20 protein-coding genes are annotated in these 24952 nt (G+C 62.9%); 13 read left to right on the top strand and 7 right to left on the bottom strand.

Translation table 11 applies throughout. The annotated features are described in order from the left end of the window. The first annotated feature begins 42 nt into the window (after positions 1-42). On the top strand, positions 43-783 hold the full coding sequence (locus tag ABIE40_RS14900; protein WP_199627711.1) for an SDR family oxidoreductase: 741 nt from the start codon (positions 43-45) through the stop codon (positions 781-783). A gap of 75 nt (positions 784-858) precedes the next feature. Next, positions 859-1761, top strand: a complete 903-nt coding sequence (locus ABIE40_RS14895; protein WP_199627710.1) for an SDR family oxidoreductase — start codon at positions 859-861, stop codon at positions 1759-1761. Between the two features lie 234 nt (positions 1762-1995). Here the strand turns inward: ABIE40_RS14895 and ABIE40_RS14890 are convergent, their stop codons facing one another. Then, positions 1996-2907, bottom strand: coding sequence for a LysR family transcriptional regulator (locus ABIE40_RS14890; protein ID WP_199627709.1), 912 nt, complete (start codon positions 2905-2907; stop codon positions 1996-1998). Positions 2908-3072: 165 nt separating this feature from the next. Here ABIE40_RS14890 and ABIE40_RS14885 point away from each other — a divergent pair, with 165 nt between their 5' ends. From ABIE40_RS14885 to ABIE40_RS14860, 6 genes are all read left to right on the top strand, one after another. Continuing rightward, a complete protein-coding gene (locus ABIE40_RS14885) occupies positions 3073-3885 on the top strand; it encodes an alpha/beta hydrolase fold domain-containing protein (RefSeq protein ID WP_112720038.1) in 813 nt (270 codons plus the stop codon). A gap of 48 nt (positions 3886-3933) precedes the next feature. After that, positions 3934-5121, top strand: a complete 1188-nt coding sequence (locus ABIE40_RS14880; RefSeq protein ID WP_199627708.1) for an efflux RND transporter periplasmic adaptor subunit — start codon at positions 3934-3936, stop codon at positions 5119-5121. 233 nt (positions 5122-5354) lie between these two features. After that, positions 5355-8552 (top strand): efflux RND transporter permease subunit, encoded by a 3198-nt coding sequence (locus tag ABIE40_RS14875; RefSeq protein ID WP_199627707.1) that lies wholly within the window; start codon positions 5355-5357, stop codon positions 8550-8552. 142 nt (positions 8553-8694) lie between these two features. Continuing rightward, positions 8695-9681, top strand: a complete 987-nt coding sequence (gene denD, locus ABIE40_RS14870; RefSeq protein WP_199627706.1) for a D-erythronate dehydrogenase — start codon at positions 8695-8697, stop codon at positions 9679-9681. Beyond that, positions 9678-10571, top strand: coding sequence for an NAD(P)-dependent oxidoreductase (locus ABIE40_RS14865; RefSeq protein WP_199627705.1), 894 nt, complete (start codon positions 9678-9680; stop codon positions 10569-10571). The genes denD and ABIE40_RS14865 overlap by 4 nt, the downstream gene beginning before the upstream one ends. A gap of 186 nt (positions 10572-10757) precedes the next feature. Continuing rightward, positions 10758-12545, top strand: a complete 1788-nt coding sequence (locus ABIE40_RS14860; RefSeq protein WP_199627704.1) for a putative bifunctional diguanylate cyclase/phosphodiesterase — start codon at positions 10758-10760, stop codon at positions 12543-12545. On the opposite strand, the gene ABIE40_RS14855 is transcribed toward ABIE40_RS14860, so the two are convergent. From ABIE40_RS14855 to ABIE40_RS14840, 4 genes are all read right to left on the bottom strand, one after another. Continuing rightward, the gene (locus ABIE40_RS14855; RefSeq protein ID WP_199627703.1) at positions 12542-13564 is read right to left on the bottom strand and encodes an NAD-dependent epimerase; all 1023 of its coding nucleotides are present in this window, start codon (positions 13562-13564) and stop codon (positions 12542-12544) included. The genes ABIE40_RS14860 and ABIE40_RS14855 overlap by 4 nt on opposite strands. 2 nt (positions 13565-13566) lie before the next feature. Continuing rightward, the gene (locus ABIE40_RS14850; protein ID WP_130284014.1) at positions 13567-14883 is read right to left on the bottom strand and encodes a UDP-glucose dehydrogenase family protein; all 1317 of its coding nucleotides are present in this window, start codon (positions 14881-14883) and stop codon (positions 13567-13569) included. A gap of 98 nt (positions 14884-14981) precedes the next feature. After that, positions 14982-16409, bottom strand: a complete 1428-nt coding sequence (locus tag ABIE40_RS14845) for a mannose-1-phosphate guanylyltransferase/mannose-6-phosphate isomerase (protein ID WP_199627702.1) — start codon at positions 16407-16409, stop codon at positions 14982-14984. Between the two features lie 31 nt (positions 16410-16440). After that, entirely contained in the window at positions 16441-17862 is a 1422-nt protein-coding gene (locus ABIE40_RS14840) for a phosphomannomutase (RefSeq protein ID WP_199627701.1), read from the bottom strand. Positions 17863-18014: 152 nt separating this feature from the next. Here ABIE40_RS14840 and ung point away from each other — a divergent pair, with 152 nt between their 5' ends. From ung to ABIE40_RS14825, 3 genes are all read left to right on the top strand, one after another. Beyond that, positions 18015-18716, top strand: coding sequence for a uracil-DNA glycosylase (gene ung / locus ABIE40_RS14835; protein ID WP_199627700.1), 702 nt, complete (start codon positions 18015-18017; stop codon positions 18714-18716). A gap of 138 nt (positions 18717-18854) precedes the next feature. Next, complete coding sequence (locus ABIE40_RS14830) at positions 18855-19787, top strand: VOC family protein (RefSeq protein ID WP_199627699.1); 933 nt, start codon at positions 18855-18857, stop codon at positions 19785-19787. A gap of 13 nt (positions 19788-19800) precedes the next feature. Beyond that, positions 19801-20409, top strand: a complete 609-nt coding sequence (locus tag ABIE40_RS14825; protein WP_199627692.1) for an alpha/beta hydrolase — start codon at positions 19801-19803, stop codon at positions 20407-20409. A 3-nt stretch (positions 20410-20412) separates the two neighbouring features. Here the strand turns inward: ABIE40_RS14825 and ABIE40_RS14820 are convergent, their stop codons facing one another. Further along, positions 20413-21273 (bottom strand): DUF6030 family protein, encoded by an 861-nt coding sequence (locus ABIE40_RS14820; RefSeq protein ID WP_199627690.1) that lies wholly within the window; start codon positions 21271-21273, stop codon positions 20413-20415. 403 nt (positions 21274-21676) lie between these two features. Here ABIE40_RS14820 and ABIE40_RS14815 point away from each other — a divergent pair, with 403 nt between their 5' ends. Then, the gene (locus tag ABIE40_RS14815) at positions 21677-22522 is read left to right on the top strand and encodes a GNAT family N-acetyltransferase (RefSeq protein ID WP_199627688.1); all 846 of its coding nucleotides are present in this window, start codon (positions 21677-21679) and stop codon (positions 22520-22522) included. On the opposite strand, the gene ABIE40_RS14810 is transcribed toward ABIE40_RS14815, so the two are convergent. After that, complete coding sequence (locus tag ABIE40_RS14810; RefSeq protein ID WP_199627686.1) at positions 22519-23436, bottom strand: DMT family transporter; 918 nt, start codon at positions 23434-23436, stop codon at positions 22519-22521. The two genes, ABIE40_RS14815 and ABIE40_RS14810, sit on opposite strands and share 4 nt — an antisense overlap. Before the next feature lie 196 nt (positions 23437-23632). On the opposite strand from ABIE40_RS14810, the gene ABIE40_RS14805 reads away from it, so the two are divergent. Beyond that, on the top strand, positions 23633-24928 hold the full coding sequence (locus ABIE40_RS14805; RefSeq protein WP_112711449.1) for an adenylosuccinate synthase: 1296 nt from the start codon (positions 23633-23635) through the stop codon (positions 24926-24928). The last annotated feature ends 24 nt before the right edge of the window (positions 24929-24952 follow it).

Raw genomic sequence — 24952 nt, 5'->3', positions numbered from 1 at the left:
TCGAAACGGCGCTGCGGCGCGGATCCATGAAGGAGACTGAAGATGGCTAATCAGGACAACAAGGTCGCTCTCGTTACGGGCGCATCGCGGGGCATCGGCGCGGCAATTGCCGAACGCCTCGCCAGGGACGGCTTCACCGTCGTCATCAACTATTCCGGCAATGCGGCGCTTGCCGAAGAACTGGCCGGCAAGATCGAGGCTGCGGGCGGCAAGGCGCTGACGGCGAAGGCCGATGTCAGCGATGCCGAGGCCGTGCGCCGGATGTTCGATGCGGCGGAGGCTGCCTTCGGCGGTGTCGACGTCCTCGTCAACAATGCCGGCATCATGATGCTTTCGACGCTTGCCGAGGCCAGCGACGAAAATTTCGACCGGCAGATCGCCGTCAACCTGAAGGGCACGTTCAACACGCTGCGGGAAGCCGCCAAGCGCCTGCGCGACGGCGGCCGGATCGTCAATTTCTCGACCAGCGTCGTTGGCCTGAAGCTCGAAAGCTATGCCGTCTATGCCGGCACCAAGGCTGCGGTCGAAACCATGACCGGCATCATGGCCAAGGAAATGCGCGGCCGCGGCATCACCGTCAATGCCGTCGCCCCCGGACCGACCGCCACCGACCTCTTCCTGAACGGCAAGTCCGAAGAGCTCGTCGCCCGCATGGCGAAGGCGAACCCGCTGGAGCGTCTCGGCACGCCCGAGGATATCGCCGCTGCCGTGTCGTTCCTCGCCGGCCCCGATGGCGGCTGGATCAACGGCCAGGTGCTGCGCGCCAATGGCGGCCTGATCTGATCGATCCCGGAGGCGGCCGTGCCCGCCTCCCACTCTCGCGATTATCCCCCAACCGATTGAACAAGGAGCAGGACAATGAGCAAGCAAGTTATCGTCGTCACCGGTGCATCCAGCGGCTTCGGTGCCATGAGCGCACGGGCTCTCGCCAAGGCGGGGCACACCGTCTATGCCGGTATCCGCGCCACCACCAGCCGCAACGCCAAGGCGGTTGCGGATGTGGCTGCCTTTGCGAAGGAAAACAATGCCGATCTGCGCAGTGTCGAACTCGATGTGACCGATGACGCCTCGATCGCACAGGCCGTCGAGACCATCGTTGCCGAGAACGGGCGGCTCGACGTCATCGTCCACAATGCCGGCCACATGTCCTTCGGCCCGGCCGAGGCGTTCACGCCCGAGCAATATGCCGAGCTTTTCGACATCAACGTTCTCTCGACCCAGCGGCTGAACCGCGCCGCCCTGCCGCAGCTGCGCAAACAGGGCAGGGGTCTGATTGTCTGGGTGTCGTCATCGAGCACCCGTGGCGGCACGCCGCCGTTCCTGGCACCTTATTTCGCTGCCAAGGCCGCGATGGATTCGCTTGCCGTCTCCTATGCCAGCGAGCTGACCCGCTGGGGCATCGAGACTTCGATCATCGTGCCCGGCGCATTCACCAAGGGCACCAATCACTTCGCCCATTCCGGCTCACCGGCCGATGCGGCCCGCGCCGCCGAATATCTGGAAGGTCCCTACAAAGGCATATCCGACAAGGCGCTGCAGGGGCTGGCGGCACTTGAACCCGCCGATGCCGATCCGCAAGAGGTTGCCCGCGCCATTGTCGATGTCGTCGGAAAGCCGTTCGGCAAGCGCCCGTTCCGCGTCCATATCGATCCGTCGCAGGATGGGGCGGAGATCGTCAACGGCGTTGCCGATCGCGTCAGGGCCGAACTCTTCTACCGCGTCGGGCTGGAGGATCTGCTGAAACCCGCCGTCATCGGCTGATCCGGGCTTGATTGTTGCATTTTTGCGAACACTGCTATGCGAATCAAACGCCTTACAAAGTTCGCATTAGGGCTTATATCTATTGGGCAAGGGGCGACGGAAAGTCTCCGTTCCGAAGCCCACCTCCAAGGCCTGCCGGGTCATTTCCCCTGGTGACGCGGCTGGCCCCGTAATTCAAAGTCGATGAAAAACGGCCCGTCGAAGGTTTCCCTCCCTTCCGGGCCGTTTTCATTTTCAGGGATCGTTCAGCCGCGCATCGGCCAGCAGCTTCACCATCCAGTCGACGAAGACACGCACCTTGTTGCTCAAGTGACGGTTCGGCGGATAAACGATGTAAAGCGGGATCGGCTCGCGCGACCATTGCGGCAAAACCTCGATCAGCTCACCTTTCTTGATCGCGTCACGGGCCATGAAACGCAGCGTCTGCCCGATTCCCAATCCCGTCGTCAGCGCGCTTATGAAGGTTCTGCCGTCGTTGACGGCCAGCATATAGCGCGGCGTGATCTCCAGATGTTCGTCGTCGCGGTCGAATTCGAAGGGCAGGGCGCGGCCCGTCTGGGCGCGAAAATAGTTGATCGTGTAATGGTCGTTTTCGAGGTCCTGCGGGCGCTCCGGCTCGCCGAATTTCTGGATGTAGAGCGGGGCTGCGCAGGTGACGATTTCGAGCTCGGATACACGCCTGGCGATCAATGACTGATCGGCCGGGGTGCCGGCGCGCAGTGCGCAGTCGACATTCTCGGCGAGGTAGTCGACGGTGCGGTCGCCGACGCCGAGATCGATGCGGATATCGGGATATTTCTGGTAGAAGTCGCAGAGCGCCGGGACAACGATGGAATCGGCAAAAGCGCCTGCCATTTCAACACGTAAGCGGCCGGTCGGCAGGCTTTGCGAATTCGAAAGGCTGCCGTCCAGTTCCTCCAGTTCCGAGACGATCTGCGAGGCGCGTTCGTAATAGAGCGCGCCATCGGTCGTGACCATGACGCGTCTCGTCGTACGGTTGAGCAGCTTGGTGCGCAGATGGGCCTCGAGGCCCTGGATCAAATTGGTCACGGTCGCCTTAGGCATCGACAGGGTGTCGGCAGCCCGTGTAAAGTTACCCGTCTCCACTACGCGGATGAAGGCGCGCATTGCCGAGAGCTGGTCCATGATGGGATCTCCACAGTTTGCACTGCGATATTATTCGAAATACGGAACAGTGTAATCAGAATGGCGGTTCTTATTCCGTGGCCTGAATAACAATATGTTTTTTACAAGTTTGGCAAGCCGTGGCGTTTCGTCATGTGTTATGCAGCTAACAGGAATACAAGTCCGATGACGGTGCAGGTGAAAGACATGGTGTTCGAGAAGGTGGCCATCGGCCCCATCTCTACGCGCGTCTATCAGGGCGCCGAATACGGCAAGGGTTCGCCCATCGTGCTGTATTTCCATGGCGGCGCTTTCCAGAGCTCGGGCGTTCTCGACAATCCGGTTGCCGAAAGCATTGCCAATGCCGGTGCGATCGTCGTCGTTGCCGATTACAACGCGCCGCTCGGCGGTGTTTTCCCGAAACCGCTCGAAGTCGGCTATTCGCTGTTCTCCTACATGGCAAACAAGCGGGCGTCCGGTCTTGGTGACCGCAATTCGCTGCTGCTGGTGGCCGGCGAGGAAGCGGGCGGCAATATCGCCGCCGGTGTCGCGCTCAAGGCCCGTGACCATTATGCCAATGCGCTGAACGGCCAGATCCTGATTTCTCCGCTGCTCGATCCCTTCATGGGAACGTCGTCGATCCGCAAGGCCGATGGCATCGGCATGCGCCAGCGCTGGACCGAGGGCTGGAGCCATTATCTCAGCGGCGGCGGCTGTCACCCCTATGCGGCGCCGTGCCTCTGCTCGCGGATTTCGGGTGTCGCGCCTGCGCTGATCATGACAGCAGAAGACGACCCGCTTCGCGACGAGACCCTCGGCTACGCCGCGCGTCTCAAGAAGGCGGAAGTTTCGGTTCGCCAGCACGTTTTCCCCGCCGGGAAGGGCTGGCCGTCACTCTACGGCGGGAAAACGGATGGAGTGTCCGACTGGCAGGCGACCATCAGCCGCGAGTTCGGAAGCTTCATCCGCGAGTTAAGCCTCCAACCCCAATTGCATTGAAGTCTTGTTGTGAATGAGCGGCCGTTGAGGCCGCAAGGAGAGATACCGATGACGTCCAGAAAGAAGCGCTGGGCCCTCGTGGGCGCCGGCCTAGGCCTTGCTGCGTCTGTTTCAGCCGCTGCCATCTTTTTCGAACTGCCGATGAGCACGGTCGCGACCGCCGCTTCGGAACCCGCACAGGCTCCCGCTGTGCCGGTCACCGTCGCCCTGGTCCAGAACCGTGACGTGACCGCCTGGGAAAATTTCTCGGGCCGTCTCGAAGCCGTCGACCGCGTTCAGGTCCGTCCCCGCGTTGCGGGTGCGATCCAGTCCGTGCATTTCCGTGAAGGCGCGCTGGTCAAGACCGGCGACCTGCTGTTCACCATCGATCCGGCACCGTACCAGGCAGCCGTGGCGCAGGCACAGGGCCAGGTGGCCTCTGCCGACGCCAAGGTCAGCCTGGCGCAGACCGAGCTCGATCGCGGCCGCAAGCTTTCCGACAACCGTACGATCTCGCAGAGCGATCTCGATCAGCGTCAGAGCACGCTGGCCGAAGCGCAGGCGGGTCTGCGTTCGGCACAGGCAGCCCTGCAGTCCGCCCAGCTCGATCTCGACTATACGCAGGTGCGGGCTCCGGTTTCCGGCCGCATCGGCAAGATCGAAGTCACCGCCGGCAACCTCGTCGCCGCCGGTTCGGCATCGCCCGAGCTGACTACGCTGGTCTCCGTCGATCCGATCTACGCAAGCTTCAACGCCAGCGAAGAGATGGTCACCAAGGCTCTCTCGGAGCTTCCGGCAACCGATGGCGCCCTGCCTGCCGTCGAGCAGATCCCGGTCGAAGTCGGCACGCTTGCCGATGAGGGCACGCCGATCAAGGGCAAGCTGCAGCTGGTCGACAACGTCGTCGATGCTGCGAGCGGCACGATCGCCGTTCGCGCCGTCTTCGACAATCCGGGCGGCAAGCTGATCCCCGGCCAGTTCGTGCGGGTGCGCATGGGCCAGCCGAAGGCCGAGAACAAGATCGTCATCAGTGACCGCGCCGTCGGCACAGACCAGGACAAGAAGTTCGTCTTCGTCGTCGATGGCGAGAACAAGGTCGGCTACCGCCAGGTCAAGCTCGGCTCGATCTATGACGGCCAGCGCGTCGTCGAAGACGGCCTGAAAGCCGGCGAAAAGATCGTCGTCAACGGCCTGCAGCGCATCCGTCCGGGCGCCGTTGTCGCGCCGCAGATGGAAGAGAAGGTCGCGACCAACTGATCGCGGCGTAAGACCCCTCCCCAACCCCTCCCCACAAGGGGGAGGGGCCAGCCTGCCGAACCGCCGAAGCCACGATTGGGCAAGACGGTGCAGCGAATCTTCTCCCCCCTCGTGGGGGAGATGGCCGGCAGGCCAGAGAGGGTCTTTCTACACATTCATACCACCCACCGGCGGCCTCCCAGGCTGCCGGAGCGGGACGTTGCATCCATGTTCACCCCGGAGAGGGCTTTGATATGAACATCTCCAGATTCTTTATCGACCGGCCGGTCTTTGCCGGCGTGCTGTCGGTTCTGATCGTCGTCGCAGGTTTGATCGGCCTGCGTTCGCTGCCGATTTCGGAATATCCCGAGGTCGTGCCGCCGTCGATCGTCGTGCGCGCCACCTATCCCGGCGCCAACCCGTCGGTCATCGCCGAAACGGTGGCGACACCGCTTGAAGAACAGATCAACGGTGTCGAAGGCATGCTTTACATGGCAAGCCAGGCGACATCGGACGGCGTTCTCAACGTCACCGTGACGTTCAAGCTCGGCACCGATCCCGACAAGGCCCAGCAGCTGGTTCAGAACCGCGTTTCGCAGGCCGAGCCGCGCCTGCCGGCCGAAGTTCGCGCGCTTGGTCTGACGACCGTCAAGAGCTCGCCGAACTTCATCATGGTCGTCAATATCGTCTCGACCGGCGGTGATCACGACATCACCTACCTGCGCAACTACGCGACCCTGAACATCAAGGATCGCCTTGCCCGTATCGAGGGCGTCGGCCAGGTGCAGGTATTCGGCGCCGGCGACTATTCGATGCGCGTCTGGATCGATCCGCAGAAAGCTGCCGAGCATAATCTCGCCGCCAGCGACATCAGCAATGCGATCAGCTCGCAGAACGTCCAGGCCGCTGCCGGTATCATCGGTGCGTCGCCCAGCCCGCAGGGCGTCGATCTGCAGCTGAACGTCAATGCCCAGGGCCGTCTGCGCACGCCTGAGGAATTCGGCAACATCATCGTCAAGACGGGCGCCAACGGCGAGATCACCCGTCTTCGCGACGTTGCCCGCATCGAGCTCGGCGCGGCCGACTATACGCTGCGTTCGCTGCTCGACGGCGAGCCTGCCGTTGCCGTCGCGGTGCTTCAGGCTCCTGGTTCCAACGCCATCCAGATCGCCGACAACGTCAATGCGACGATGCAGGAACTGCAGAAGGCGATGCCGACAGGCGTCAAGTACGAGATCGTCTACGATACGACGAAGTTCGTTCGCGCCTCGATCGACAAGGTCATCGACACGCTGCTCGAGGCCATCGCGCTCGTCGTGCTCGTCGTCATCATCTTCCTGCAGACGTGGCGTGCCTCGATCATTCCGCTGATCGCCGTCCCCGTGTCGATCATCGGTACGTTCGCCGTGATGTATGCCTTCGGCTTCTCGATCAACGCGCTCAGTCTCTTCGGGCTGGTGCTGGCGATCGGTATCGTCGTCGACGACGCGATCGTCGTCGTCGAAAACGTCGAGCGAAACATCGAGGCGGGTCTCAGCCCGCGGGCCGCCACCTACAAGGCGATGAAGGAAGTGTCCGGTCCGATCATCGCGATCGCCCTGGTACTGGTCGCGGTCTTCGTGCCGCTCGCCTTCATCTCGGGTCTGTCCGGTCAGTTCTACCGCCAGTTCGCGCTGACGATCGCCATCTCGACCGTCATCTCGGCCTTCAACTCGCTGACGCTGTCTCCGGCACTCGCCGCACTTCTCCTGAAGGGCCACGGTGCGAAGAAGGATTGGCTGACGCGGTTCATGGATACCATCTTCGGCTGGTTCTTCCGCGGCTTCAACCGTGCCTTCGGCTCGGGCTCGAATGCCTATGGCAAGGGCGTCGGCGGTCTCCTGTCGCGCAAGAGCATCGTGATGGTCATCTATCTGGCGCTCGTCGGGGCAACCTACAGCCTGTTCACCGCAGTGCCCGGCGGTTTCGTGCCGTCGCAGGACAAGCAGTATCTGATCGGCTTTGCACAGCTGCCGGATGCCGCCAGCCTCGACCGCACCGAAGACGTCATCAAGCGGATGACCGATATTGCGCTGAAGCAGCCGGGTGTCGCCAATGCGATCGCCTTCCCGGGCCTGTCGATCAACGGCTTCACCAACTCGTCGAACGCCGGCATCGTCTTCGTGACGCTGAAGGATTTCGAGGAGCGCAAGACGCCTGATCTGTCCGGCGGAGCGATTGCCATGGCGCTGAACCAGAAGTTCGGTTCCATCCAGGATGCCTTCATCGCCATGTTCCCGCCGCCGCCGGTCAACGGTCTCGGCACCACGGGCGGCTTCAAGCTGCAAATCGAGGACCGCGCCGGTCTCGGCAACCAGGCACTCGACGAGGCGACCAAGGCCGTGCTCGCCAAGGCCTACCAGACGCCGGAACTCGCAGGCATCTTCTCGAGCTTCCAGATCAACGTGCCGCAGCTCTATGCCGATCTCGACCGGGCCAAAGCCGAGCAGCTCGGGGTTTCCGTCACCGACGTCTTCCAGACGCTGCAGATCTATCTCGGCTCGCTTTATGTCAACGACTTCAACGCCTTCGGCCGTACCTACAGCGTCCGTGTGCAGGCCGATGCCAAGTTCCGTGCCCAGCCGGAAGATATCGGTCAGTTGAAGGTCCGCTCGGCATCGGGCCAGATGATCCCGCTTTCGGCCCTGCTGAAAGTCGATGCCACGACCGGTCCGGAACGCACGAACCGCTATAACGGCTTCCTTGCTGCCGATATCAACGGCGGTCCGGCACCGGGCTTCTCGTCCGGCCAGGCCCAGGCTGCGATCGAGAAGATCCTGAAGGAGACGCTGCCATCGGGCATCGACTTCGAATGGACGGATCTGACCTACCAGCAGATCCTCGCCGGCAACTCGAGCATCATCGTGTTCCCGCTTGCCCTGCTGCTGGTGTTCCTGGTGCTGGCTGCGCAGTATGAAAGCCTGACGCTGCCGCTGGCGATCATCATGATCGTGCCGATGGGTGTGCTTGCTGCCTTGACGGGTGTCTGGCTCACCGGTGGAGACAACAACATCTTCACGCAGATCGGCCTTGTCGTCCTTGTCGGTCTCTCGGCGAAGAACGCGATCCTGATCGTGGAATTCGCCCGCGAGCTGGAGTTCGAGGGACGCACGCCGGTTCAGGCTGCGATCGAGGCAAGCCGCCTGCGTCTTCGCCCGATCCTGATGACCTCCATGGCCTTCATCATGGGTGTCGTACCGCTCGTGACATCGACGGGTGCGGGTGCCGAAATGCGCGCCGCCATGGGTGTCGCGGTGTTCTCCGGCATGATCGGCGTCACCTTCTTCGGCATCTTCATGACGCCGGTCTTCTACGTGCTGCTGCGCAGGCTGGCGGGCAACCGTCCGCTCATCCAGCACAACGACAATCATCCGGCGGATGAAGAAGACCATATGAAGGTAGCAGCCGAGTAAGCGGCAGCCAATGAAAGAGACAGAGCAAGGCGGGACATTTGGTCCCGCCTTTTTCATTTGCATCACCCCGTCAGGGGGGTATGTCTTTGATGAACGTACGTCGGTGGAGAGAGGCCGATGCTGCGAGAAGCGGAGGATTGCAATGCATATTGCCATTATCGGTGCGGCCGGCATGGTCGGCCGCAAGCTGACGGCGCGTCTCGTCAGGGACAAGGGGCTGGATGGCCACGAAATCGCGGCTCTGTCGCTGGTCGATGTCATCGAGCCGGAGCGGCCGTCAGGGTTTGCCGGTGAGGTCAAAGCCTGGGCCGCCGACATTTCGGTTTCGGGCGAGGCGGCGAGGATCGTCGCGGGGCGTCCCGATGTGATCTTCCACCTGGCGGCGATCGTCTCAGGCGAGGCGGAGCTCGATTTCGAGAAGGGCTACCGCATCAATCTCGACGGCACCCGCGAACTCTTCGAAGCGATCCGGCTTGCCAATGCCGAGGATGGCTACAAGCCGCGCGTCGTCTTCACCTCGTCGCTGGCGGTCTTCGGCTCGCCCTTCCCGAAGGTCATCCCCGACGACTTCCACCAGACGCCGCTGACGAGCTATGGCGCGCAGAAGGCGATGAGCGAGTTGCTCCTGTCGGATTACAGCCGCCGCGGCTTCCTTGACGGCATCGGCATCCGCCTGCCAACGATCTGCATTCGTCCGGGCAAGCCCAACAAGGCGGCCTCCGGCTTCTTTTCCGGTATCCTGCGTGAGCCGCTCAGCGGGCAGGAGGCGGTACTGCCGGTGCCCGATACGGTGCGCCATTGGCATGCTTCGCCACGCTCGGCCGTTGGCTTCCTGCTGCAGGCGGCGCGGATCGATCTTGCACAGCTCGGGGCCGCGCGCAGCCTCACCATGCCCGGCGTCAGCGCCACGGTCGGAGAGCAGATCGAGGCTCTCAGGCGCGTTGCCGGCGACAAGGCGGTGAAGCTCATCCGCCGCGAGCCGGACGAGCTGATCATGCGTATCGTCTCCGGCTGGCCGGAGGCATTCGAGGCGAAGCGTTCGCGCGCTCTCGGCTTCAGTGCCGACAGCTCCTTCGACGAGATCATCCGCATTCATATCGACGACGAGCTCGGAGGACGCATTCCATGACCACGACGCGCAAGATCGCCTTTATCGGCACCGGCCTGATGGGCGCCCCTATGGCGCGGCGGCTGCTCGGCGCGGGCTTTGAGCTTGCGGCCTGGAACCGCGATGGCAGCAAGGCCGCACCGCTTGCCGCGGACGGCGCGCGTGTGGTCGGCAGCGCCCGAGAGGCGGCTGAAGGCGCGGATGTCGTCTTCACCATGCTCACAGACGGTAATGCCGTCGAGGACGTGCTCTTCCGGCAGGGCGTTGCCGATGTACTGGCGCGGGGCGCGACGGTCATCGACTGCAGCTCGATTGCGCCGAAGGCGGCGCGCGATCATGCGGCACGGCTCGCCGAGCGCGGCATCCGCCATCTCGACGCGCCGGTTTCCGGCGGCGTCGTCGGGGCGGCGGCCGGAACGCTGGCGATCATGGCGGGTGGGGATGGCGCCGTCGTTGCCGAGCTTGCCGACGTCTTCGCGCCGCTCGGCCGCGTGACGCATGTTGGACCTGACGGCACGGGCCAGCTGGCGAAGCTCGGCAATCAGCAGATCGTCGCCGTCACCATCGGTGCCGTTGCCGAGGCGATGATGCTGGTGGAAGCCGGTGGCGGTTCGCGCGAAGCCTTCCGCAACGCCATCCGCGGCGGTTTTGCCGAGAGCCGCATTCTCGATCTGCATGGCCAGCGCATGGTGGAGCGGAACTACGGCAATGGCGGACCGTCGAAGCTGCAGCTGAAGGATCTCAACAATATCCTGGCCGTCGCCGAGAGCCTGTCGCTGACCCTGCCTCTGACGGAGGCGGTGCGGGCGGAATTTGCGGAATTCGTCGGCAATGGCGGCGGCGATGTCGACCACAGCGGGCTCCTGAAGCATTTCGAGGAGAAGCATGCGGCGGGCGCCGGGAAGGCCTGAACGCCCGTTTTGAGGCATTTCGTGCCGCCGCGAAAATATCGCGGCGGCACAACCCATGAGCGCTTTTGTGACAGGCGTAAGGAACAGTTCACCTAGTAACTAGTTCGATAATACGTAAAAGGCTTCGTTAATCGGGCTTTGAGAAGGTAGTATGAACGGCGAATGCCGCTGTTAGGTTGAACTGCATTGCCCCATAACAAACCGACCCGGTCGGAACGCGAATTTCAGGATCTGTTGAGGCGCCTCGAGCTCGCGCTTGATGCGTCGCAGATCGGCGTGTGGGAGCATGATGTCCGCAAGAGCGAAATTCTCTGGGACGCGCAGATGCATCGCATCTACCAGACGGGGCAGGACACCCGGGCGGTGCCGACCTCCATCTGGGAAGACTCCATTCACCCTGACGACAAGGAGCGCGCCTTCGTCGAGTTCGACGACGCGATCGCGCGCCGCGGCGCCTATAATTCCGAATTCCGTATCATCTGGCCGAACGGCGAAATCCGCCACCTGCGTTCGCGCGCGCATTTCTTCCTGAGCGAAGAGGGCGCGCCGTCCTTCATCGGTGCCGAATGGGATGTCACCGCCGACGTCGAGCTCAATGCCGAGCTGCAGCGCCAGCGCATGGTCGCCGAGGCGCGCGCCCGGGCGCTCGAAGAGAGCAACGCTCGGATCGAATATGCGGCGGAGCACGATTACCTGACGGGACTCCCGAACCGCCGTCTTGCCGACAAGCGGCTTGGCGAACTGCATGGCGACAAGTCGGTCTCGTCGCTCGCCGTCCTGCATCTCGATCTCGACCAGTTCAAGCAGATCAACGACAGCCACGGCCATTCCGCCGGCGACACGGTGCTGCGCACCTCTGCACTGCGCATCACCGCGGGTATTCCGGCAAACGGCATGGTCGCCCGCGTCGGCGGCGACGAGTTCGTCATCATCCTCTGGAATTTTGCCGGCAGGGAGGAACTGGAGCGGATCGCTGCCGATCTGCAGCGCCGCCTCAGCAAGAAGATCCGCTTCGGCCAGGAGCTTCTGCAATCCGGCACCTCGATCGGCATTGCCTGGAACAACGGTCGCAGCTCGCGCAACCTGCTGACGGAATCCGATCTGGCGCTCTTCCATGCAAAGCGGCTCGGCCGCAATCGCATCGAGTTCTTCAGCCGCCAGCTGCAGGAGGATCTGCAGAGCAAGCGGCGGCTCGCCGAAGAGCTGAAGCTCGGGCTGGAACGCGGCGAGATCATTCCCTATTACCAGATCCAGCTCGACGCCAAGACGCGCGAGATCGCCGGGCTCGAAGCCCTGGCGCGCTGGGCGCATCCGGAGAAGGGCGTGCTGTCGCCCGCCGTCTTCCTGAAGGTCGCCGACGAGGCGGGCCTGGCGGCGCAGATCGATGCTGCGATCCTCGGCAAGGTGCTGGAAGACCGCCTCGACTGGCAGAACCAGGGTGCGACGGTGCCGCGTGTTGCGGTCAACATATCCGGTCCGCGGCTCTTCGATCCGGCGCTACTTGCCAATCTCGAAGCGCTGAACATCCCGCAGGGTGCGCTGTCGTTCGAACTGGTGGAAACGATCTTCCTCGACGATTCCGACGACCGGCTGCTCGCCAACATCGACCGGATCAAGACGATGGGCATCGATATCGAGATCGACGACTTCGGCTCCGGCCATGCCTCGCTGATCGGCCTTGCGCGGCTGCGCCCGAAGCGGCTGAAGATCGACCGGCAGCTGGTCAACAATATCGTCGAATCCGAAGAGCAGCACCGCGTCGTCAGCTCGATCATCGAGATCGCGAAGGCGCTCAATGTCGAAGTCATCGCCGAAGGCGTCGAGACGGAGGGGCATGCCGAGGTGCTGACGGCGATCGGCTGCGATACGCTGCAGGGCTATGCGCTCGGCTATCCGGCGCCGGCCGCGGATATCGCGCGGCTGATCTCGCCGCGCGCCCGCAATCATGCCACGCCTGGCGCCAGCGGCCGCTAGGCCGGGATTTCCATGTCGGCGCGGGCTTCGAGATACCACTCGACGAAAGCCTTCACGCCCTTGTCCAGCGTCGTCTCCGGCTTGTAGCCGGTCAGTGCCACGAGCAGGTCCGGGGCCGCGAAGGTGCGCGGAACGTCGCCCTTCTGCATCGGCAGCATGGTGCGCTTGGCGGACTGGCCAAGAGCGTGCTCGACGGTCTGGACGAAGTCCATCAGGCTGACAGGCTGGCCGCCGCCGATATTGACGACGCGGAAAGGCGCCTGGTGCGACAGGGTCTCGACCCCAGTGTCGCCGACGCGGTTGTCTTCGGCCGGGATGACCGCCGAAAGGCGCACGATCGATTCCACGAGATCGTCGATATAAGTGAAATCACGGCTCATCTTGCCTTCGCCGTAGATCTCGATCGGCTGATCTTCGAGCATGTTCTTGACGAACTTGAAGAGCGCCATGTCCGGGCGGCCCCAGGGGCCGTAGACGGTGAAGAAGCGGAAGGCGGTGACCGGCAGCTTGTAGAGGTGCGAATAGCTGTGCGCCATCAGTTCCATCGACTTCTTCGTCGCGGCATAGATGGTCAGCGGCTCGTCGGCGCGATCGGTTTCGCGGAACGGGACGTCGGGATTGGCGCCGTAGATCGAGGAGGTCGAGGCGAGCATCAGGTGCTTGATCTTATGCTTGCCGGCGAGTTCCAGGATGTTCCAGGAGCCATCGACATTCGAGCTCAGGTAGGAGCGCGGGTTTTCGAGGCTGTAGCGGACACCGGCCTGGGCAGCGAGATGCACCAGCACGTCAGGCTTGGCGGCGTCCATCGCCGCCTCCAGCGCTTCCCGGTCTTCGAGCATGGCGATCGCCGGCGTGAAGGATGGGAACTGGGCAAGCGCGGCATGGCGCATATGCTTGAGCTTGACGTTGTAATAGGGCGTCAGGCCATCGAAACCGGTGACCTGATGTCCATCCTGCAGCAGGCGCCGGGCCAGATGAAAGCCGATGAAGCCTGCCGTGCCGGTGATGAAATAATGCATGCCTATTTCTTCTCGCTCTTCTTGCCGACGGCAAAGTAGCTGAAGCCGTATTTGCTGACTTCGGCGGCCGGATAGATGTTGCGCAGGTCGACGATGGTGGGCGTCTTGACTGTGGTCTTCAGGCGCTTGAAGTCGAGGGCGCGGAATTCGTCCCATTCGGTGACGATGACAATCGCGTCGGCATCCTCGGCGATCTCATAGGGGTCCTTGCCATAGACGACCGGGCCGAGCATGCCCTTGGAGGCTTCCATGCCCTCGGGGTCATAGGCGTGAACGGCTGCGCCGCCATCGAGAAGCGCCTGGATAATGGTGATCGAGGGGGCGTCGCGCATGTCGTCGGTGTTCGGCTTGAAGGTCAGGCCGAGGACAGCGATCTTCTTGCCGCGCACGCTGCCGTCGCAGGCGGCGATGACCTTGCGGCCCATGGCGCGCTTGCGATTGTCGTTGATCGCGACCGTCGTTTCGATCAGCCGCATCGGGCTGTCGAAGTCCTGCGCGGTCTTGACGAGGGCGAGCGTATCCTTCGGGAAGCAGGAGCCGCCGTAGCCGGGGCCGGCATGCAGGAACTTGTCGCCGATGCGCTTGTCCATGCCGATGCCCTTGGCAACCTTCTGCACGTCGGCGCCGATCTGCTCGCAGAGGTCGGCGATCTCGTTGATGAAGGTGATCTTCATCGCCAGGAAGGCGTTGGCGGCGTACTTGATCAGCTCGGAGGTGCGGCGCTCGCAGAAATAGAGCGGTGCCTCGTTGAGATAGAGCGGACGGTAGACTTCGCGCATGACTTCGGTGGCGCGGGCGTCCTCGGTGCCGATGACGATGCGGTCGGGGCGCTTGAAGTCGGTGATCGCAGCACCTTCGCGCAGGAACTCGGGGTTCGAGACGACGGCGATATCCTTGCCCGGGAATTCTTCGCGGAAGATGCGCTCGATCTCGTCGCCGGTGCCGACGGGAACGGTGGACTTGGTGACGACGACGGTGAAGCCGGTGACGGCAGCGGCGATCTCGCGGGCTGCGGCATAGACATAGCTCAGGTCCGCATGACCATCGCCGCGGCGCGACGGCGTGCCGACGGCGATGAAGACGACATCTGCGGCGGCAACCGGGGCTGCCAGATCCTTGGAGAAGTCGAGGCGGCCCGCCGCCCGGTTATGCTCAATGATCGCATCGAGGCCCGGCTCGAAGATCGGCACTTCGCCGCGCTCCAGGGCATCGATCTTGGCTTCGGACTTGTCCACGCAGGTGATGTGGTGGCCGAAATCCGCAAGGCAGGCGCCGGACACGAGGCCGACGTAACCAGAACCGATCATAACAATACGCATGGGGGTAACTTTCATCCTGAAAACGGTCGCGTCCCGCCAGTGGCAGAACGCGACCGTGTTACAGAGTGAAGGTCATAAGTTCAAGACAAGCGCTGCTGTCAGTTGCGTCCGAACTCGTCGACGATGCGGATGATGTCGTCTTCGCCGAGATAGGAGCCGGTCTGGACCTCGATGAGTTCGAGGACGATCTTGCCCGGATTGGCAAGGCGGTGGACCTCGCCGAGCGGGATATAGACGGACTCGTTTTCGCGCAGCATCTGGACGTTCTCGCCGATCGTCACTTCGGCGGTGCCCTTGACGACGATCCAGTGCTCGGAGCGGTGATGGTGCTTCTGCAGCGAGAGCTTCTTGCCCGGGGTGACGAAGATGCGCTTCACCTGGAAGCGGTCGCCGTTGAGGATCGAGGTATAGCCGCCCCAGGGGCGGTAGGAGGTCGGGTGGGTCTCGGTCAGCTTCGCGGTCTTCGGCAGGGCTGCCAGCGTCTTGACGATATCGCCCACACTCTGGCTGTCCTGCAGGCGGCCGACATAGACGGCGTCTTCGCTGGCGATGACGGCGATGTCGTCCATGCCCTGAACGGCGAGGTGGACGCCATGGCTCATGACCAGCGAGTTATGGCTGTTCATCAGCGTGGTGTTCTGCGTCGCGACATTGCCGTGCTCGTCGCGCTTGCCGGATTTCCAGACGCTGTCCCAGCTGCCGAGATCAGACCACTTGAAGGGCGAGGGGACGACGGCGGCGTTGGCGGTCATTTCCATGATCGCATAGTCGATCGAGATGTTCGGCGCCTTGGCGAAGGCCTTGGCGTCGAGGCGGATGAAGTCGAGGTCGCGGGCGGATTTGGAAACCGCGTCGTCGGCTGCACGCAGCGCTTCCGGCGCATAGTCGCGCATCTCGGAAAGCAGTGCCGACACCTGGAACATGAACATGCCGGAGTTCCAGTAGAAGCCGCCGGCGGCCAGCATTTCCTCGGCCTTGGCAAGCGGCGGCTTTTCGATGAAGCGCTTGACGCTGAGCGCACCGGTCGCGAGCTTCTCGCCGCCTTCGATATAGCCGTAGCCGGTCGCAGCTTCGGTCGGCTCGATGCCGAAGGTGACGAGCTTGCCCTTGGCGGCCGTCGCTTCGGCGGTGCGTACGCTGTCGAAATAGCTCTTGTCGGCGACGATCTCGTAATCGGAACCCAGCACGTGCATCAGCGTGTCCTTGCCGAAGAGATCGGCAATCAGCACGGCGGCGGCGGCAACGGCGGGTGCGGTATTGCGGGCGGACGGCTCGAGCAGGATCGCCTTCAATTCATGACCGAGCTCGCGCGCCTGTTCGGCCACCAGGAAGCGGAATTCCTCGTTGGTGAGAACGACCGGCGCCTCGTACATCGCGGGGTCGGAGACGCGGGCGAGCGTTTCCTGGAACAGCGTGCGGTCGCCGATGAACTGGATGAACTGCTTCGGCGCCGATGCGCGCGACAGCGGCCACAGGCGCGTGCCCTTGCCGCCGGCCATGATCACGGGAACGATCTTCTGCGTCATAAGGTGTTTCCTTGCGGTCGTAGGTCTTGGTTCAATTCGCGTTGGCCCACTGCCGGATGCGGTTCAAGCCGGCATCCAGAAGCGAGGCTGCCGCCGCTTCGTCTTTTGCTTCTACATAACAGCGCATTTCCGGTGCGTTACCGGAGGGCCGAAAGTGGATGATGCGTTCATCCTTAAGCGTTACGCGCAGGCCATCGATATCGCTGGTCCTGCCCGGTTCGCCGATCGGCTTCAGGAATTCGGCGAGGTTGTCAGGCGATTGGCGCAGGTAGGCCATCAGTTTTGTGCTGGTTTCGACCGGGAAATTCTCCAGCCGGTCGGCCGCAGCGACGGGCAATGCGAAGGAGGCGGCGACCGCCGAAAGCGGCTTGCGCGCGGAGGCTGCCAGCGACAGCACCGCCAGCATCGGCAGGAAGCAGTCGCGGGTCGGCAGCGGGGCGAGGGCGGCGCCATTCAGCTGGAATTCGGATGCGGTCAGCGTTCCGCCATTGGCCTCGAAGCCGATGACGCGGTCCTTGCCGGCGGCAACGGCTTCCTGCATGCCCGAAATGACGAAGGGCGAACCGACCTTGGTGCGGGTGACCGTGAAGCTTCCGGCGCTTTCGATGCCGGAATTCGAGGTGACGGGGGTGACGACGACGGCGGCATTGAGGACCTTCGCCGAGATCAGCCCGAGGAGGTCGCCACGCAGCGGTGTGCCTGTTTCGTCGGCCACCAGCGGCCGGTCGGCGTCGCCGTCGGCCGAGACGATGGCATCGAGCTTATGGGCCGCGGCCCAGCCCTTGAGGAGATCGATGGTTTCGGCCGAGACGGCCTCGGTATCGACGGGGATAAAGGTCTCGGAGCGGCCGAGCGGGATGGCATCGGCGCCGTAATGGGCGAGCAGCTCGATCAGCATGTCGCGGGCGACAGTGCTATGCTGGTAGACGCCGATCCTGAGACCCGCGAGCGCCTTGGCGGGCAGGATCGCGGCGTTGCGGGCAAAGAAGCCTTCGGCGCAGACGGCGGCGCGGTCGAGCGCGCTCGCGGTTGCCTGTGGCATCACATAGGAGGCGTCGAGCTTTACGGCTCTCTCGGAGATCGCCACTTCGTCGGCCTTGTCGATTTCGCCGTCGGCCCGGTAGAACTTGATGCCGTTGCGGTCGGCGGGGATATGCGAGCCGGTGATCATCAGGCTCGCGGCCTTTTGCTGAAGGCCGTAGAGCGCCAGTGCGGGCGTCGGAACGGTGCCGCAATCGGCGACGCGGAAGCCGAGGGCGGTCAGCGCAGCCGCGCAGTTTTGCGCAATCTCCGGGCTGGAATCGCGAAAATCCCGGCCGAGCAGGATCAGGTCACCCGTCTTGGCGCGTCCGCTTTCCAGCAGGTAATGACCGAAGGCCGCCGCATAGAGCGCCGAGGCCCGTCCCTTGAGATCGGCGGAGAGGCCGCGCAGTCCACTTGTTCCAAATTTCATTCTGAATAAGCCCCAGCCAGCGCTTGAATCCGTCGGCGATTATCAACACACTACCGGGACTTCGTAAATTTTGATCCGTTGGGATCGCTAAATTACATCCGAATTCCCTTTTCGAGCCACATAGAGCTCGTTCGGCGAGAACGGGACAGCAGATGACCGAACAGACGATTGCCCTTGAAGACAGCTGGAAGACGGCGCTCGCTTCCGAGTTCTCCAGCCCCTACATGCAGCAGCTGAAAGCCTTCCTGCAGGCGCAGAAGCAGGCGGGGAAGCACATCTTTCCGAAGGGCTCGGAATATTTCCGGGCGCTCGACCTGACGCCGCTGGCGGATGTGAAGGTGGTGATCCTCGGGCAGGATCCCTATCACGGTCTCGGCCAGGCACACGGGCTCTGCTTCAGCGTGCGCCCCGGCGTGCGTATCCCGCCGTCGCTCGTCAATATCTACAAGGAAATGGAAAGCGACCTCGGCATCGAGCGCGCCCGCCATGGCTTCCTCGAACATTGGGCCAAGCAGGGCGTGCTGCTCCTGAACAGCGTGCTGACGGTCGAGGAATCACAGGCCGCCTCGCATCAGGGCAAGGGCTGGGAACAGTTCACCGATGCGGTGATCCGCAGGGTCAACGAGGAATGCCAGAATGTCGTCTTCATCCTCTGGGGCTCCTATGCGCAGCGCAAGGCAGCCTTCGTCGACACGTCCCGGAATTTGGTGCTGAAGGCGCCGCATCCGTCGCCGCTTTCGGCCCATAACGGCTTTTTCGGCAGCAAGCCGTTCTCGAAGACCAATGCCTATCTGCAGTCCCATGGGCGGACGCCGATCGATTGGGCACTGCCGCCAAACCCGCAGGATGGCTAGATTTTCTGAACGCGTGTCTTTTGTCGTTCAATAATTGGAGACAATGCGTGTCGATCTGCGGGGCTATTCCTGCGGCGGATGAAGGATCATCTATCACCCATCGAAAGCCCGCCGATGCGGGCAAGAAAGGGGTTTTCCATGTTGAACCAGATCAAGGGCCTGCACCACGTCACGTCGATGGCTGAGGATGCCCGCACCAACAATACGTTCTTCACCGATGCGCTCGGCCTGCGCCGTGTCAAGAAGACCGTCAACTTCGACGCGCCCGATGTCTATCATCTCTACTATGGTGACGAGACCGGCTCGCCGGGCACGATCATGACCTACTTCCCGTTCCCGAAGATGCCGAAGGGCCGTCCGGGCACCGGTGAAGTCGGCACCACCGTATTCTCCATCCCGGAAGGCTCGATCGGCTTCTGGAGCGATCGCCTGACGAAGCTGAATGCCGATGGCCTGAAGACCGAAGAGAGCTTCGGTGAGAAGCGCCTGAACTTCGCCGGTCCTGATGGCGACGGCTTTGCGCTTGTCGAGGTCAAGGACGATGCCCGCCAGCCCTGGACGCATGGCGGCATTTCCGAGGACCACGCGATCCGCGGTTTCCACTCGGTCGCCATGCGCTTGCGTGACGATGGTGCGACGTCCGAGCTCCTGAAGTTCATGGGCTATGACGTCCAAGACGAGAAGGACGGCGTCAAGCGGCTGATCATGCCCGGTGGTAACGGTGCGCATCTGATCGACCTCGAGACGATGCCGAGCATCAACCGCGCGCTTCCGGGTGCCGGCTCGGTCCACCATGTCGCCTTCGCCGTCGAGAACCGCGAAAAGCAGCTCGAAGTGCGCAAGGCGCTGATGGATACCGGATACCAGGTGACGCCTGTTATCGACCGCGATTACTTCTGGGCGATCTATTTCCGTACGCCGGGCGGCGTGCTGTTCGAGATCGCCACCAACGAACCCGGCTTCGACCGTGACGAGGATACCGCTCATCTCGGCGAGGCGCTGAAGCTGCCGCAGCAGCACGCGCATCTGCGTGACCTGATCGAGCAGCATCTGCCGCCGCTCGAAGCCTAACGGGAGAACAGCAATGGCTGATACTTCATATGTGCACCGGCTGCATGCCGGTGCACCCGGAAAGCCTATTCTCTTCGTGCTGCACGGCACGGGGGGCGACGAGAACCAGTTCTTCGAATTCGGGCGGCGCCTGCTGCCCGAGGCGACGATCGTTTCGCCGCGCGGCGATATTTCCGAATACGGTGCCGCCCGCTTCTTCAAGCGCACCGGCGAGGGCGTCTATGATATGGACGACCTTGCCCGGGCGACGGAGAAGATGGCTGCTTACGTCAAGGATCTGACCGTCGACCACGGCGCGTCGCAGATCCTCGGCCTCGGCTTCTCGAATGGCGCCAACATTCTTGCCAATGTGCTGATCGAGAAGGGGCTGTTCGATGCCTCGGTGCTGATGCATCCGCTGATCCCGTTCCAGCCGAAGCCCAATCCGGAGCTTTCCGGGCGCCGGGTGCTGATCACCGCCGGCCAGCGCGACCCGATCTGCCCGGTGCCGCTGACCGAGGCGCTTGCGGCCTATTTCGAAACCGAAAAGGCCAAGGTGACGACGGAGTGGCATGCGGGCGGCCACGATATCCGGCCGAACGAGATCGACGCCATCAGGACGTTCTTCGAGCCGTATTTTTAGGCTCTAGCGAAAATAGGGCGGCCGCTTTTGCGAAGGCGGCTGCTCCGGCATTTCGAGCCAGCGGGCGGCCGAGAAATAGGCCCGCGTGCGGACCTGCGGGCCGGGTGCGGCCTTCATGGCGATGATGAAGTTGAAGCTGTTGTCGCTCGTCGTTTCGCGAGCGAAGCTGATGCTGGCGCCGAAGCTTTCCTCCTTCGCATCCTTCAACTCGCGGATCGCGGCCAGCATGGCGGAGAAATCCTGCCAGTGCGGCTGGGCAAGCAGCGTCTCGAAAATCCGCATCGCTGCCGGATCGAGCTTGCCTGCCGTATCCGTTTCCGGGCCGACCAGCTTTGCTCGCATATTGGCGATCGCGCCGGTGCGGTCGCCACGGATGATCACGAAAACGGAACTCAGTGGCTTTTCAGCATCCTGCTTGTAGATCTGCTGGAAGGTGCATTCGAAGGTGTCGCCGCTCATGGCGGCAGCGCGCCAGGGCGTCGTCTCGATGCCTGCCTTGCGCAAGGCCTCGCAGATCGCCGGTCCCGTCGTCCACCATGTCCGGAAGAATGCGGCCGCGAGCTCGTCGAGCGGCGCTTCCATCAGCCGTGGATCGTGCTCGATGCTTGCCAGCACCGGCTTTACCGGCGGGCGCGGTCTTGGCGGCGGTGGAGAGGTGCGGGGCAGCGCCGCCACCGGTTTGGGCTTCTCGAAACTGTAGCCCAGCCGTTCCGCGAGGCCGCGCAGGTGGCGCATGTCGTTCGAGAGCAGAACGGTGCCGCCGATCAGAGAGAGCGAGAGGGCAAGCATCAGCCACAGCACCAGGCCGCGTCTGCGGCGTGCCGGCGGGGTCTTCATTCCCTGGCCTGTCGTGTCGGTTGCCAACGTCGTTTCCAAACCTGATGCGGCGCATCTTAGGCGTGCAGAGCGCGTTTCGTAACGGTAAAGATAAAACGAAAAGCCAAAGGAAATAACGAAAATTCTACTGAGGCCGCGCAGGGCCTATTCAAAAAAGCGATAAAGCATTCTGCAATCACGAAAACGCGCTTATTTCAGAGGCCCGCCGCTTCCGATTTGTTAAGTAATTTTCTTGAGATTGTTACAGCGTTGTTTCATGATAATTGCGGCACGAAGTTCTTCGCGCCGTGCCTTATGGCGATCGATGCTTGATCGCTTCAGTCATGAACATGTTTCTTCGTACGGGGCGGGGATGCTGGGAAAGCTAGACTTTAGCTTTTCTTCATGTTGCGCTTTGCGGGTTTGCAGCAGAGTTGGTTAGGGAAGTTGCATGAATTCGGAGTTTGCGGTTCGCCCCATGCGGCCGGGCGAGTTGGAGCTTGTGCTTGAATGGGCCCGTCAGGAAGGCTGGAATCCGGGCCTCGACGATTCCCTCGCGTTTCATGATGCAGATCCTTCCGGCTTTTTCGTCGGCGCTGTCGGGGAAGTCCCCGTCGGCTCGATCTCGGTCGTCAAGTATGGCGGTGAATTCGCCTTTCTCGGCCTCTACATCGTCCATCCCGATTTCCGCGGCAAAGGTTATGGCAAGGCGATCTGGAATGCCGGCATGGCATCTGCCGAGGGCCGGGCGATCGGTCTCGACGGCGTCGAGGCGCAGCAGCCGAGTTACCGCAAGGCAGGCTTCGAGCCGGCCTACAAGACGATCCGCTTCGGCGGCGTCGCCACCTCCGTTCCGTCCTCGTCGCTCACCGCCCAGGCCGTGACCGACAAGACCGATGGCATCGTGCGCTACGACGCCTCGATCTTCCCGGCGGCGCGGCCGGAATTCGTCAGCGCCTGGTGCACCAGCCGCAAGGGCCGCAGGAGCGCCGTGGTGCGCAAAAGCGGCAAGATCCGCGGCTACGGCACGATCCGCCGTTGCTACGAGGGCTACAAGATCGGCCCGCTGTTTGCCGCCGATGCCGATACGGCTGCCGCGCTGATGGCGCAGCTGATCACCGAGGCCGATGGCGCGCAGGTTTTCATCGACGTGCCCGAAGACAACAAGGACGGCCTGGCGCTGGCCGAAAGCATCGGCCTGGTGCCCGTGCTGGAGACGATGCGCATGTATCGCGGCAAGGCGCCGTCGATCCCGCTTAGGAATGTCTATGGCGTGACGACGCTGGAACTCGGCTAGTCGACCGGCGAGGCGGGCACTGTCGGTGCAGCGTCTTTAGGCCGGCCCTTCTCGGCGATCGCGATGCCGCCGAGTGTCAGGGCAAGTGCGACCATGTGGAAGGTCTGCAGCTCTTCGGCGAGCAAGAGCACCGAGAGCAGGGTGCCGAAGACTGGCACCAGATTGATGAACAGCCCGGCGCGATTGGCGCCGATGGTCTCGACGCCCTTGATGTAGAGAATCTGCGCCAGCAGCGAGGCGAAGATCGCCGTGTAGAAGGCGATGACCCAGCCGTTCGCATCGGGCACCTGGGCGTTGCCCTTCGAGCTTTCCCAGATCAGTAGCGGTACAGAGGTCAGCGCGGCGGCAAATGCCGGGATCGCCATCAGCGTGCGCCAGTCGACCGGCGGCTTCCAGCGCAGGAAGATCGTGTAGACGGAATAGGCGACGACGGCGATCAGCATCAGTGCGTCGCCGCGGTTGAGGCTGAGCTGCAGCAGGGTCGCAAAATCGCCGTGGGCGGCGGTCAGCGCCACACCGATGAGTGTCATGCCGAAGCCTGCGAACTGGGCAGCCGAGACGCTGGTGCGGAAGAAGACGAAGTTCAGCAGGAAGATCAGCATCGGAATGCCGGCCTGCTCGATCGCGACGTTGATCGCCGTCGTGTATTGGACGGCGGAATAGAGCATGGCGTTGAAGGTCGTGTAGCCGATGATCCCGTAGAAGAAGAGCAGTGGCAGGTTCTTGCGCACCAGCGGCCAGTCACGCTTCAGGTAGGGCAGGGAGACCGCGGCGATCAGCAGCGTTGCCAGCGTCCAGCGCAGCAGCGTCAGCATCATCGGGCTCACATGCCCCAGCGCCAGCTTGCCGGCCACCGCATTGCCGCCCCAGCACAGCGTGGCGATGACGAGGCAAATATAGGCCGTGATCTGCACGATGATTCTTTCCGTATGCGGCAAAGGCTGGGGAGGAAGGCGTGGACCGGAACGGCAATAGCCCGCTGCGGGCTGTTTTGTCACGCAAAAAGCCCATTTCACCGCGATAACAGGGTCGCTTTCCAAAAAACAAACCTTTATAGATGCGCGGGTTTGAGCAGGGCGCGGATAATCCGCCGGTAACAGGAAGAGTTGGATGACGAACGTAGTCGTGGTCGGTTCCCAGTGGGGTGACGAAGGCAAGGGCAAGATTGTCGATTGGCTTTCGGAACGTGCGGATGTCATCGTCCGCTATCAGGGCGGCCATAATGCAGGTCATACGCTCGTCATCGACGGCGTCAGCTACAAGCTGGCTCTGCTGCCCTCAGGTCTCGTCCGCGGCAAGCTCAGCGTCATCGGCAACGGCGTCGTCGTCGATCCGCATCACTTCGTCGCCGAAGTCGAGAAGCTGCGCGCCCAGGGCGTCAACGTGAACCCGGACGTGCTGCGCATCGCCGACAACGCACCGCTGATCCTGTCGCTGCACCGCGACCTCGACGGTTTCCGTGAAGATGCGGCTTCCAACAGCGGCACCAAGATTGGCACCACCCGCCGCGGCATCGGCCCGGCCTACGAAGACAAGGTCGGCCGCCGTGCCATCCGCGCCATCGACCTTGCCGACAAGGAAGCGCTGCCTGCCAAGATCGACCGCCTGCTGACGCATCACAACGCGCTGCGCCGCGGCCTCGGCCTGCCGGAGATTTCGGTGGAATCGCTGGAGAAGGAACTGCACGACGTTGCCGATCAGGTCCTGCCCTATGTCGACCAGGTCTGGCGCATCCTCGACGACCAGCGCAAGGCTGGCGCCCGCATCCTGTTCGAAGGTGCGCAGGGCGCGCTGCTCGACAATGACCACGGCACCTATCCCTATGTGACCTCGTCCAACACCGTTGCCGGTCAGGCTGCCGCAGGTTCCGGCCTCGGCCCGACGGCGATCGGTTACGTCCTCGGCATCACCAAGGCCTACACGACCCGCGTCGGCGAGGGCCCGTTCCCCTGCGAGCTGCATGACGAGATCGGCAAGCACCTGTCGACCGTCGGCCGCGAAGTCGGCGTCAATACCGGCCGTCCGCGCCGCTGCGGCTGGTTCGATTCGGTTCTGGTGCGCCAGACGGTGAAGACCTCCGGCATCACCGGCATCGCGCTCACCAAGCTCGACGTTCTCGACGGTCTCGACGAACTGAAGATCTGCGTCGCCTACAAGCTTGACGGGAAGGAGATCGATTATCTTCCGGCAAGCCAGGCTGCTCAGGCTCGCGTCGAGCCGGTCTACATCACGCTTGAAGGCTGGAAGGAATCCACCGTCGGCGCCCGCAGCTGGGCCGATCTTCCGGCGCAGGCGATCAAATATGTGCGCCAGGTCGAAGAACTGATCGGCGCGCCGGTGGCCCTGTTGTCCACAAGCCCTGAGCGAGATGACACGATACTTGTGACCGATCCCTTTGAGGATTAATGTCGCGGGTCATACCGATTTGGC

This window comes from Rhizobium sp. OAE497 (genome assembly GCF_040546565.1).
Taxonomy (GTDB): Bacteria; Pseudomonadota; Alphaproteobacteria; order Rhizobiales; family Rhizobiaceae; genus Rhizobium.
This window is presented reverse-complemented; position numbering and strand designations above follow the sequence as displayed.